The sequence below is a fragment of the Bacteroidota bacterium genome (assembly GCA_030706565.1).
Lineage (GTDB): Bacteria > Bacteroidota > Bacteroidia > Bacteroidales > JAUZOH01 > JAUZOH01.
In genome coordinates, this window is the sequence record JAUZOH010000071.1 from 1 (window position 1) to 13,658 (window position 13,658).

6 protein-coding genes are annotated in these 13,658 nt (G+C 39.1%); all 6 read right to left on the reverse strand.

The features are described from left to right. Positions 1-412: 412 nt before the first annotated feature. Positions 413-4,450: a two-component regulator propeller domain-containing protein gene (locus Q8907_05700; GenBank protein ID MDP4273760.1), complete on the reverse strand. Its 4,038-nt coding sequence runs from the start codon at positions 4,448-4,450 to the stop codon at positions 413-415. Positions 4,451-4,621: 171 nt separating this feature from the next. After that, positions 4,622-6,451 carry a glycoside hydrolase family 2 TIM barrel-domain containing protein gene (locus Q8907_05705; GenBank protein MDP4273761.1) on the reverse strand — a complete coding sequence of 610 codons (1,830 nt, stop codon included), beginning with the start codon at positions 6,449-6,451 and terminating at the stop codon, positions 4,622-4,624. A 100-nt stretch (positions 6,452-6,551) separates the two neighbouring features. Beyond that, the gene (locus Q8907_05710) at positions 6,552-8,846 is read right to left on the reverse strand and encodes an alpha-L-rhamnosidase C-terminal domain-containing protein (GenBank protein ID MDP4273762.1); all 2,295 of its coding nucleotides are present in this window, start codon (positions 8,844-8,846) and stop codon (positions 6,552-6,554) included. 14 nt (positions 8,847-8,860) lie between these two features. Beyond that, complete coding sequence (locus Q8907_05715; protein MDP4273763.1) at positions 8,861-10,105, reverse strand: DUF2264 domain-containing protein; 1,245 nt, start codon at positions 10,103-10,105, stop codon at positions 8,861-8,863. 223 nt (positions 10,106-10,328) lie between these two features. Beyond that, the gene (locus Q8907_05720; protein ID MDP4273764.1) at positions 10,329-11,828 is read right to left on the reverse strand and encodes a RagB/SusD family nutrient uptake outer membrane protein; all 1,500 of its coding nucleotides are present in this window, start codon (positions 11,826-11,828) and stop codon (positions 10,329-10,331) included. A 20-nt stretch (positions 11,829-11,848) separates the two neighbouring features. Continuing rightward, positions 11,849-13,658 (reverse strand): SusC/RagA family TonB-linked outer membrane protein (locus Q8907_05725; protein MDP4273765.1); only part of this gene is annotated, 1,810 nt, incomplete at its 5' end.

A 13,658-nucleotide genomic window follows, 5' to 3' on the forward strand; every position in this document is an offset into this window, starting at 1 on the left:
CGGCACCGTAAGCAGTATTTATAAAAAAACATGCTCCCAGTATAATAGCTAATACTACAAACCTGATTTTTAACATAACATATTTTAGTTAATTAGTGATTTTTATAATTAATTTTCAGAACACATTCACAATAATCCTATTTCTGCCGGCTTCATTTCCCTTTACCTTCATTGCCTCTCCGGAGAAATGCCTTTTTCATCAAATCCAACCAACTCCCATCCTATGCCGATTTAATTACTTCCCAGTGTATCAATATTTATGACCTCTTGCAGAAGCAACAAAGATAATAAATCATACATCCCCGCAGTAATTTGGAATGGAATATGAGTAATTTTAACCATAAATGACCGGAAACCAATTTTATGTCAAGGCATTTCCTAAAGGGAAATAAGCAAAATGAATTCCAATTCATCACGAATGAACCTCCAGATTGCTTGAAGCATCCCCTTTGGCATATTGAGAAGCACTCATTCCAAATTCCTGACGGAAACATTTACGGAAATGCGATAAGTCCTTAAATCCAACAGCAAATGCAACTTCCGAAACATTCAACTTATTTTGTTCCAAAAGCTGGGCCGCCCGCTTAAGACGAATATTCCTGACAAACTCCCTCACTGTCATTTCAGTGAAAACGGATAATTTGCGATATAGCTGTGTACGGCTTACCCCTACGTCCTGTGCAATCTTGTCTATATCCAGATCAGGATCAGCCAGGTTATTTTCAATCACCTCAATAACTTTCTGAAGAAAATGTTCGTCAGGAGAGGTTATGGTTACATCAGTCGGCATTAAGACCATCTCCTCCGAATATTTTTTACGCAAAGTTTCACGGATGGAAAGCAAATTGTAGACCTTAGTCCTGAGGAATTCCATATCAAAGGGTTTGGTGATATATTCATCTGCCCCGGTTTTATTCCCTTCCATTTGGTGATCTTTTGAAGAAAGAGCAGACAGAAGTATGAACGGAATATGCGAAGTCCGTTCATCATTCTTGATCTTCTGGCAAAACTCATTTCCATCGACAGGCGACATCATGATATCCGATATAATGATATCCGGAATATGTTTAAAAGCGAGTACCAATCCTTCTTTCCCATTAGAGGCCTCAAACACTTTAAATTCCTGGTCAAAATTTGACCGTATAAAAAAACGTATATCAGGATGATCATCGACAACCAGCATAATTTTTCCGGAAGACGAGTCAGAATCCTTATTGCTAAAGCGATCTAAAGTTTCAGGCGCAACTGACTCAAACGGTACAGACTGTTCTTCAGTTTTTAAATTATAGGGAAGACGCACGGTTACACTGGTACCCTCGCCAGGCTTGCTTTTTAGAGTAATAGTCCCATGATGAAGATCTACAAGCTCTTTAGTCAGAGCCAACCCAATACCACTTCCTGTTTTACCTTTGGCATTAGGGGACTGAAAAAACAGGGTGAAAATTTTGTTCAGGTTTGCCTCAGGAATTCCAATACCGTTGTCTTCTACCACAATCTGAATAAATTTCCCTGGTTTACTGCTGTCGTTCTCATCGGTCAGCAGCGAAAGATTTACCATTACAGACCCGCCGTCAGGGGTAAATTTCAATGCATTTGAAATCAGATTATTAATAATTTTTTCAAGTTTGTCAGTGTCAAATGAAGTGAATAATTCATTATCATCAGCATTAAACTTTAGATCTATGTGTTTTTCCTCAGCCATTTGAATAAAAGAATCAACAATTTCACTGGTAAACGAAACGATATCCCCCTGAGAAAATTCAATTTTCATTTTCCCTGATTCAATTTTCCTGAAATCGAGTAATTGATTCACCAATTTAAGCAACTGCCTTGCATTACGCCTTATCATGGCCAGATAAACCTTCATTTCTTTTGCAGTCATGTTGGAATCAAGCATTTTTTCAATTGGAGAAATGATCAGGGTTAAAGGCGTACGAAGTTCGTGGGATATATTGGTGAAAAAATTCACTTTCATCATATCCAGGTCGTGCAGTTTTTTGGCCCTCTCCCGTTCATAATCCAGGGCATATTGCAGGCGGCGCCTGTTCTCCCAAAAAAGGAACAAATAATAAACCGCTATTGACAACAATATAACCATCAAGATCCTAAACCACCAGGTCATCCAAAAAGGTGGAAGAATTTTAATTTTTACGGTAAGCATTTTATCGCTCCAAATCCCGTCATCATTGCTTGCCCTGACCATAAAAAGGTAATTGCCGGGATTGAGGTTGGTATAGGTCACTGAATGCTGGGTAGTAGCCGCATTCCATCCTTTTTCAAACCCCGTCAACTTATACTGATATTGGTTCTTAATAGCATTGGCATAATTTAAGGCAGCAAATTCGAGTGAAAAAATATTTTGATTGTATGGAAGTTTAATCTCGCTGGCCTCAGAAATACTTTGATTCAACAAGGAAGTGCCAATATGGACTTCTTTATTGAAAATTTTAAGTCCGGTAAGCATTATAGGAGGCCTGTATAAATTTTCCTTAATTTTTGCCGGATCAAAAATGCTAAAACCTGAGATCCCGCCAAAAATCAACTCTCCATTGGGCGTCTTATAACATGCCCCATATTGAAATTGATTATTTTGAAGCCCATTTTCACGGTCAAAATTTTTAAAAATTCCTTTGATTGGATCAAATCTGGACAATCCATTTATGGTGCTTATCCAAAAATACCCCCGGTTGTCCTCAAGAATGCAATAAGCCTGATTATTGGCAATACCTTTGGTCTGGTCGTAACATTTAATAATTCCTTTATTTTCATCAAAAAGGATCAATCCATAATCCAGTGAGGTAAGCCAGTAACGCCCCTGTTTGTCTTCGTACATCATCCGGATCCGGATGTTGAAACGTCTTATTCTTCCGGTATTGGGATTCCAAATAACCAATTTATTATTTGAGCCTAACCACAAATCACCATGTGAATCATTTTTAATCCATAAAACCTCTTCCCTGATCACATTCGGATAATGGATGAAAATTTTTGATTTGGGCTCAAAACGATCCAGTCCGGCTTCTGTCCCTAGCCAAATGTTTTTTTTACTATCCATCACAAGCGACCAGACAATATTATGATACAAACTTTTATTGTCCCCGGGTTTGTTCATAAAATTTGCAACATGTCCGGTTTTAAGGCTGATCACACTAAGACCTCCACCATAGGTTCCCACCCAAAGATTTCCGGAATTATCACCTATTAATGCCTTAATGCAATTCGTTTGCAGGCCATTTCTACTTTGTGTGATATAAGAAAAGGTTTTGGTTTTAGGATTAAAAACATTGATTCCTCCTTCTTCAGTCCCTATATAAAGTTTCCCTTGAGGATCCATCCAGAAAGCATAGATTTCGCCATTGTTCAAATATTGATGATCATTAGGCATAGCCTTATAGGTACGGAATAACTGCTTTTCGGCTACGACATGACTCAATCCGCTGCGCGTAGCTATCCAAAAATCCCCTTTGGCATCCCTGAAAATATCCATTATTGAATTATGGCATAAACTTTGGGGTTCGCGGTCGTCATGCCTGAAGAAAGAAAATTTCCTGTTTTCTTTAGAATAAATGTATAATCCCCCGCGGGTTCCAATCCAGTATAATCCACTCTTATCCTTTACAATTGAACGTACTGTAACAGCACGTTCATTTTTCGAATCAATTATAAGCCGCTTCCACTTTAAAGTAAATTGATTTACCTGGAAAATCCCATGACTAATGGTACCCACCCACATCTGCCCGTCATCATCGCGAAAAACAGTAAGAATTTCTTCTTTAGGAATAGCAACATGCCTGAATATACCTGTTCCCGGATTAAAAATATCAAGTCCCGCGTTGGTCCCTATCCAGATATTCCCGTACGAATCGAACCGCATATCCTTTATCTCATTGTCTGTCAATGAATTATTATTCCCCGGTTGATGGTGATAAAGTCCCTTGATTTTCCCTCTGGGATCAAATTGAACCAAGCCCTCATTTGTTGCTAACCATAATATTCCAGATTTATCCTGAAGAATTTTATTAACCGTAGAGCCCTTAAGTGAAAAATTTCTGAATGGAGAATAAAAATGCGAAAAAGTTTCATGTTTAAAATCAAATTTATTAAGGCCCCCATTTTCTGTTCCTATCCAAAGTGCACCCTGTTTATCTTCGAAAATGCAGCGGATCAATTTACCGACCAAACTTTGAGGATTAGATGGATTATAATAAAAGCAGGTGAATTTATACCCGTCAAATCTATTGAGGCCCTGACTTGTACCAAACCACATCCACCCTTTTTTATCCTGATAAATGCTATGGATAACATTGTTTGACAAGCCATTTTCAATAGTGAAATTATCAAAATTCAGATATTGAGGTTGACTATAAACCCATGAAAAAGGAAAGGAAATTGCGAACCACAGAACATAGACTTTAATAGAAAAGGAATAGGAAATATTGCGTACAGTCATGGTAATTGTAGTTAGGTCAGAGCAAAAATAAAAAAATCCATCAACTTTATAATCCTAAAATAACCAGTTAAAAATTTAATTCTTTCGAAACATCAAAAGACTCATTAATAGCATATAATAAAAAAAAGCAATACTTTATCAGCATTGCTTTTTTTCATTTTAAAGGGAAATTTATTTAAATTTCTTTTCCTGCTGGTCATAGAAATTTCTCAAGGTCCAAAAGGCCTTTTTCTTTGTTCCATTCTCACCAATCAGGCCTTTGCGGTTCCAGCCATCCTGTATATTGGGCAGCACACGCCTTGGCGACCTGAAATCACAGAGTATCCATGGAGAAAGGCCTCTGAACTGCGGTATTTTAGAAAGCATCTTCAGTGTCCGTTTATATACATCCTCCTGATATTCTTCCGTCCAGCGTGTAAGACTGTCACCATGCAATCCCTGCAAAGCATCGGCACCAAACTCACTGATCATAACAGGTTTGTTATATTGAATGCTCCAATGAACTTTGTCGCACTTTTCGGGCAAACCATCGTACCATCCTATATATTCATTAAAATTCACAATATCCACATAAGGAGTAAAAGGATCTTCCACAATTTTCGTCAAAGGATTTTTGGGATCGACGTGTACTTCCATTGCTGCAGAAATCAGCCGGGTACTGTCCAATGAACGGGCAACGCCGGCTAGGTTTTTCAGAAAATTATTCCTGGCCTCGCTTACGGGAGTTTCATTAGCCATTGACCAGATGATGACTGACGCACGGTTTTTATCCCGGGTAATAAGATCGGTAAGCTGTGATTTGGCATTTTCGTAAGTTGAAGGATTATCCCAAAGGATAGTCCAGTACACAGGATTTTCTTCCCAAACCATAATGCCCATTTCATCGGCTAAACGCGCCATGTATTCGCTGTGCGGGTAATGGGCCAGACGAACATAATTGCAATTCAGCTCCTTTGCCCAACCTAAAAGCATACGGGCATCTTCCTCTGAAAAAGCACGGCCACCCCTGATTGGATTTTCAGCATGTATACTAACCCCCCGCAGAAACACCGGTTTCCCGTTAAGCAAAATTTCAGTCCCTTTGGTCTCAATGGTTCGGAAACCAATTTTTTCAGAAACCTTATCCGTTTCAGACAAAACATTCACCTTATATAGCTTAGGATTAGAGGGTGACCAGGCTTCATATTTTTTCAAAGAAATTGAAACCTGAGCCTTTCCTTCCGTATCCGTTAAAAATTCTCTGTTAATTTTCAATTCGGGAATTTCAACTCTAACTTTTTGATTTTTCTGTGCCCCGTCAAGCTTTACATAACCGGCTATCAGGTTTTTCGAACCCTTCTTCAACTGGATAGCATAATCAGAAATAAATGTCTGTGGAACTTCAACCAACATGACATCCCGGGTAATCCCTCCATAATTCCACCAATCGGTGTTGAGGGTAGGCACAGCATCACGACTTCGTTTGTCGTCTACTTTTACCACCAGCGAATTATTCTCTTCCTTCAATAAAGAAGTGACCTCATAATTGAAGGGTGTAAATCCGCCAATATGTTTCCCAAGTTTTATGCCATTCAGGTAAACATCCGTCACATAGTTGGCTGCACCAAAATAAACAAATACCCGGCTGGAGGGATCTTTTTTCTTGTAATCGAACAAACGCCGGTACCAAATGGTCCCTTCATAATATAATAATTTGTCATCCTGGGAATTCCAATCCTTAGGCACCATCAGCATCGGACATTTATCAAAATCATACTCAATAAGATCCGTCTTGTTTTTAGCATGCTGATCCAGGAAATATCCTCCGGATGGCCTTGGATTTTTATCATAAGGCTCGTAACGATAATCGTAATACCCGGTTTCATAAGGATCAATGAGATAATTCCATTTCCCGTTCAAAGAGAAAGTATTACGCCCAAAAACATTGGTTATTGCGTTTTGGGAAAAAGACTGAACCGACATCGCCAGGCCGATCATTAACAATAAATATTTCATACGCATATAATTTATTTTAAAAATTGTATGAAACTTCATGTTTGCCATTTTATCTGTTAATATGTTTATTAGCAAACATGTCCATTTCATCATCTGTTTGTTTTATCTACTTTTCACTACATTTTATATAATGTTTACCTGACCCCACATTTTCGAGTAAAACAAAATTACCGGATTTTTTAATTTTTACAGGATTGTTGTCCAATGAAACCGAAGCCTTTTGAGTATTCCATGGAATAAAAACATTTGCCACTGCATTGGCAGGAATAGTAACGTTCAGCTCAAAGTATTCCCCAGGTTTCTGATTGAAAGAAACCAGAACATTGCCACGAATAGTCGGAAGCGACAAGGATGCTTCTTCCAGAGGCCCGGGTTGAGGCTTAATCTGAATTTTTCTGAATCCCGGCTCCAAGGGTTCCACGCCCATAAGTTTTCTTGGAATAAGGTTGGCCGGTGCAGCACCCCATGCATGGTTCCAATCCTGATTCGGCTTATATTTATTATCCCAGGCCTCAAGGGTTATGGTTGATCCTACACCATAAAGCATATGAGCCCAACTGCGCTCGGCAGTAGAACTTAAGAGAGACAGCCCGTATGGGGCATCATCTGCATTGTACAAAGCATCAAGTAGAAACTGAGCTCCATAAACACTGCAAGCCATTCCTCTTGTATGGATGAAATCCACTAAAGGTTTCTTCTTATTTTCAGGAACAATCCCAAAAGCCAAGGGGAAAATGTTTGAATGAAGCGAGGCATGAACGGTACCAATTCCATCCGTATACACCCCCCTTTTCTGGTCAAACATCAAATCATTTATTGCCTGCCTGGCTTTTTCGGCTTTTCGTTCATAAAATATAACATCCGCTTTATTGCCCAAAGCAGAAGCAAGCTTTGCCATAATACTCAAAGCCCTGTAATAATAAGCATTTACAACCGTATTATAATCGGTGAACACAAAGCCATCGGTTTCACCAGGTTCATTTTTACCTAAACCAAGAATTCCATTCTGAGGCCAATCTACAATATCCTTAAGCTCTTTCCCATTATAATGGACCAGTTTCATAAGTTCCGGCGTCTGCTTCCCGGTTTTGGTGCTAATCAGTCCATTTTCTGATGAAAGGTCTGTTAAGGTTTTGGCTTTTAAATCGTCATAACATGCTTTTACAGCATCCAGATTGCCGGTATACAGGTAATCGTTCCAGGCCAAAAGAACCGACTGCAAAATCCATTCAGTCGGCCAGGTGGCATGATTAACCAAATATCCATAACTGTAGCGGGCAAGGCTGAATTCGCGGTCAATGGAATAATGGCAAAGCTGGTTAATAAAGGCATCAGCTTCATAAGGGATCCGCTCGCGATCACCATCGATATAGACGCCGGTAAAACTGGTAGCTTTAATACTGTATTTGCACAAATTCCAGATATCGTTCAATACTTTGCTGGAAGAAGTAAAAGATGAGGAAGCCTCATCGAACGGATAATGCGCTGTTTCTCTGACAATCGAAAGATTATCGACATTTCCGGATAAGCCTTCAACCTCACAATAACGGAAAGGCATCACTTCTCCGATGTAAGAGGGTACTTTCATCGCTGCAGGTCCGGTATTCCTTTTATCAGGAGGTATAGCGACTGTATAAGTATGCATCCCGGGAACTACAGGAAGTGGAATAATCTTAAAACGAATGGTACCGCCTGGATTCTGATCCACTCTTCCATTTTTTATGGCCTCTCCCAGCCGGATCAACAAAGTGTCGTTTTTATCCGCAAACAGGGATATTCTAAGCCGGCCAAAAGCAGCTTTGCCAAAATCGGCAAACCATAGATCCCGGCTCAAATTTTTTAAAACCACCGGAATTTCATCAGTCTTCTCAACAGGATAACGTGAACAACCGTATTCTAGCAGGTTTGAAGAAGTTTTAAATGCTTTGATTGCTGAATATGGCCCAGGCAAACCATTATTCCAGGTACGGACTTTCCAAAAATAAATATGCCCTGTTAATAATTCTTTTCCTGCATATTTTACAGACACAGAATTATCGCCTGATACCTTCCCGGAATTCCACATATCAGCCGAATCTTTTTCCAGGGATTGGAGGTTATCTGAAACCAAAATCTGATATGCAGTCTGAACGACATTATTCCTGGCATCATTGACTATCCAGCTAAAAGCAGGCTGCCGGGAATTAATTTCTGCAAGCTGGTAAGAATCAAGCCATTTGCTTTCCTGCGAAAGTGTCGAATTTAACAGGTATCCGTTGGCCCAAATCCTGTCGGTATGTTCAATTAAATCGGTCATTAAGCCAAAGGGTTGCATGGGCCCTGACGATTGGGCATCAACCGGCCTGAGATTCCAGATGACAAGGCTGGCAAAAAGTAAAATAGTAGTTTTGTTAATTTTCATTGGTCAACCCTTTTTTATAAAGCATGGTCATTTGGCAAATCCTGACCATTCCAGATTTTTTTCTGTGTCCAGTCGGCAGCAGGCGAGGTCCAGAAAGGATCAGAAGGAGGTAATCCCAAGGGCAGCAATCCTGCGGTACAGAGGTATAAACTTCCTGTTGAAATATAGGTTTCGCCTATTCCAGGTTGATGGCCATGAAAACCAATAGTTAACCAGCCATTATTATCGAATGTTCCGGGAGCTTCAATCATATTGTGGATAACCAGGGATAATGCACTACGAACCTGCGCGGGGGTGATATTTGAGGGAAGTTCATTCATCAGGGTAATTTGTGAAAGAAGCTGGAATGCGCCAAACCGGTATGCCAGAGAGCGGCCTATGGCCGGAAAAGTCCCTTCAGGAGAAATCAGACGTTCCTGAATTGTCGCATAACGCTTGGCTCTGGCCAGAACCAACTTGTATGTTTCATTAGATTCTTTCCCCTTTTCAACCATAATCTTAATAACCTCAAGCAACATGGGTTGAATGACAAAACTGTTGTAATAATCCCAGTGAAAATCAGAGCCATCGCCATAAAGTCCATCCCCTTTATACCAATCCATAATATGTTTTTTTATGGCATAATCGACCCTCATGGGATCCCAGGCTTCACCAATTTTCAGCAAAAAGGCTTCAATCATTGCACTAAACAGCAACCAATTGTTGTATCCCGGTTTAATAACCCTTGTAGATTTTAAAGCTTTTATAATATTGTTTTTCGTTTCGCTGTCCAAAGGCTGCCACAACTGGTCAAATCCCCTAAGCAGGCCATGTGCCAGGAATGCTGCATCAACCAGAGGTTGGCCTCCTTTGGTAAAATTCATAAAATCGGGTGAAGAGGGATTTGTCGCAACAGACAAGCATTTTTGTGCAAGGGAAATATATTTACTTCTCAACAAACCCTCAGAAGAATTATCGGGGCCAAGTTCAAGCCATGGAGAAATTCCGTCCATCAGCCGTCCAAAAGCTTCCAGATGGGTAACCGACCGCCTGTCGGCCTCATTTCCGGCTTTGGCCTCAACGGGCATATTGGCTTTGAGCTTTTCATTGCTTAAACTAACAAGTAAAGGATCTGCGATTTTAGTGAGGACAGAAACCCAATAAGCCCTGGTATCAAATTTCAAAACGTTATTGGGAGAATAAACATGTTTATCCATTGAAAAAGAATAACCGGCCAGTCCGGCTACAGGTGCTAATTTTAGGAAATTACGACGTATCATCAAAATAAGATTTAAGAATGTTTTTTGGTTTTTTCAAAAATAACAAAAGTATGAAACAAGTTGTAATTTCAATTACAAAGAACCTGCAGATTATACGAGGAAATTGAATTCTTGCAAAATAGAATTTAAAAAGCGGATCAGTAATGCACTGACCCGCTTTAAACAATGAATTTAACAAACGATTTTTTAAGAAATATCTTTATAAAGATAATAGATATAATTTCTATTGATAGCCGGCATTTTGAGTATATAATCCCGGATTGACATCAAGTTCAGACTGGGGAATAGGATAAATAATATATTCTTTTTTGAAAGTCTGCATTGCATGAAGAATATCTTCTTTGGGTATCCATGCATTTATTGTACTTTCTACCAATCCACTTCTAACCAGGTCGTGCCAACGAAGCCCTTCAGCTGCAAATTCTCTTCTTCTTTCATCCATTAATTGTTTCAAAGTGACATTTGAAACAGCAGTTAATCCAGCTCTTTGACGTACCTGATTTACAATATTATCAACATCAGTCTGCGTTCCATCTGCCCCATGAAGAATACATTCAGCTTTAAGCATCAATATATCAGTATATCGCTGAACAATAAAATTAATTGGCCAATCTAAACGGTTTGTTGGAACTTTTGTCAAGTCAACGTATTTCTGAAAAAAGGGACGATCTTCAAAAGTTCCATTATAAGTAAATCCCCCTAATTTAATTGTAAAATTTTTACGTGTATCACCCGTCTCATACAAGTTAACCAAATCAGTGGAAACAGGGCGAATATATAATCCACCCTGAGTGGCCTTGCCTAATGACTGGAAATAATTATCCGGCACAAGTAACCAGGGGAAAGTTGCACCCACAACAGGAGACGAACCAGTTTTATATTCAACATTGAAAATTACTTCTGCATTATTTTCATTTGTGTACGAAAAAATAGAAGGATAACTTGAAAGAAATGAATATTTATTACTGGATATAATGTCATTGAGTAAGGATTCAGCTTTATTCCATTCATTTAATCCTAGCCCTGGGCCTTCAATTCCATAAGTTGGCCCGGATTCTGTCATATATACAAGTGCCAATAATCCTTTTGCCGAATAAGTAGTGGCATGCCCCTTATCCGCCGAAGCATAGGTAGGTGAAAGGCTATCGCATGCAAATTGCAAGTCTGAAATGATAAGCTTATACAAATCAGCCACAGAACTCCTGGGGATTGTATTAGCCTCAGCTGCAGAAGCAGAATGATCAATAATAGGTACTTTCCCGAACCAACGTACAAGATCAAAATAATAAAAAGCACGAAGGAATTTTGCTTCAGCTTTCAATCTTGAACGTAAAACCCCATCTGTAATTATTTTCCCGTTTTTTTGTAACTGTTCTAACAAAACATTAGCTCTGTATATGCCATTATAATTGGTTGCCCAAGCTTCTGAAATATAAGGATTGCCTGCGAGTGAACTATAAAAATCGTTTATTCCCTCCCAATCGCGGACACCGCCATCTGATACAGCATATAAATTATCAGATCTTGTTTCAGACAGATTCAATTGTCTGTCAGGATAGGTCATTAAATCAGCATAAATAGAATTTACTCCCTGAATAAAATCATTCGTTGATGAATAAAAAGTCACCGTAGTTGCACTTGATATTGGATCCTGGTCCAATTGCTTTGAACACGAACAAAACATAACTACGGATAGTATAAAATAAAAAATAACCTTTTTCATAATAAATGTAATTAAAATGATTAGAATGTTATGTTTAGTCCTAAAACCAATGACTTGGGTATGGGAAGTCCTCCATAATCCCCTGCTTCAGGATATAAAGTGCTCCCACTTAAATCAGTATTGGTGGCCTCAGGATTAAAACCACCCGAATATTTATCCTTTCCAAACCAGTTTTCAGCAGTTATATATACACGGGCAGCAGAGACCAGCTGTATTTTCAATAAACTACCCAGATCATAACCCAGCGTAATATTTCTCACGCGCCAGTAATCAGAAGAATAAAGCCAATCGGTATTTACGATTCTTCCAAATGTTGAATAAGCTTTACCTACTTTCCCGTCACCCGGATTATCCGGAGAGTGCCATCTGTCCCTGAAAAAACCCAAAGCATTGTCCAAATAGGATTGTCCAGTTCTACCTAAAGCTCTACCTAATAAAGAGTAAATAGAACCACCTCTTTGGCCTTGCATCATAACAGTTAAATCAAATCCCTTAAATTTGAAGGTATTGGTCATACTCCATATATAGTCTGGATTGGGATGCCCAACTATAACACGGTCATTGGCATCAATTACTCCGTCTTTATTTGCATCATAATATTTCGGATCACCCACTGTTTCTGTGTTACCGTTATAACGGGCTACATGGTTGTCAATATCCTCCTGGGTCAATATCCCAATCTGACGTACGACGTAAATACTGTACATGGGTTTCCCGACTTCAAGAATGGAATGGGAAATATCAAAAGATGAAGGGATAAGTAATTGGTTTTGCCCACCCGTTAAAGCAACCACCTTATTCGCATTATGACTTACATTAGCCGTGGTTGTCCATTGAAATCTACCCGTTAAATTATGGGTTGTTAATTCAAACTCCCATCCCTGATTACGGACTTTACCGGCATTACTAAAATATGTTGAAAATCCCGAAGATTTTGGAACCGGTACATTCAGCAACAAATCAGTATTTAATTTTGTATAATAGTCAAAAGATGCAGTGATTCGATTTTTTAAAATACCCAAATCCAAACCCGCATCATAGGTTTCTGATTTTTCCCATCGTAAATCAGCATTTGTTATTGCAGAGGGGGCCTGTCCTGTTACCTGAGTCCCGTTAAATGAATAATTATAAGTACCCAAAGTAGGGATACTGGCATAATCTCCGATATTAAAATTACCGGATTTACCCCAACTGCCTCTCAACTTCAAATCACTGATTAAAGCTATACTTTTCATAAATTCTTCTTCAGATGCTCTCCATCCTAATGAAGCAGAAGGAAAATAACCCCATTTTGTATTTTTCCCGAACCGGGAAGAACCGTCCTTCCTAATACTGGCGGAGACCAAATATTTACCACTATAACCGTATTGCATTCTTCCAAAATAGGAAATCAGCACATCCTTTGTTTCTGTTGACCCTCCGGTTATTCCTGTAGCAGCATTTAATGTTTCGATAACATTGCTGTTATATCCGCCATTTGAAGTCATATAAATATTATTTAGCTTATCAGTGTTATAAGAAGCACCTGCTAAAAGGGAAATGTCATGCTTATTAGCAATCAGGGTTTGGTATGAAATAGTATTTTCATTTACAAAGGTTTGCTTTTTGTAGCCCCCTGCTGTCCCTGAAGTATTTGTGGTTGTTTGTGCCAAACGAGTTGCCAGTGAATTGGTGGCTGTATAGGGGACATAAGTTTTGTAATTATAATCTGTATTGTCAAGGTTAATTGTTGTTTTTAAGGAAAGTCCCTGGGCAAGCTGATATTCAGCAAAGGCAGAAGTAATTGTCCGGAAAATTGTCTTCTGTCCCACTATATTATGAAGTTTCCCA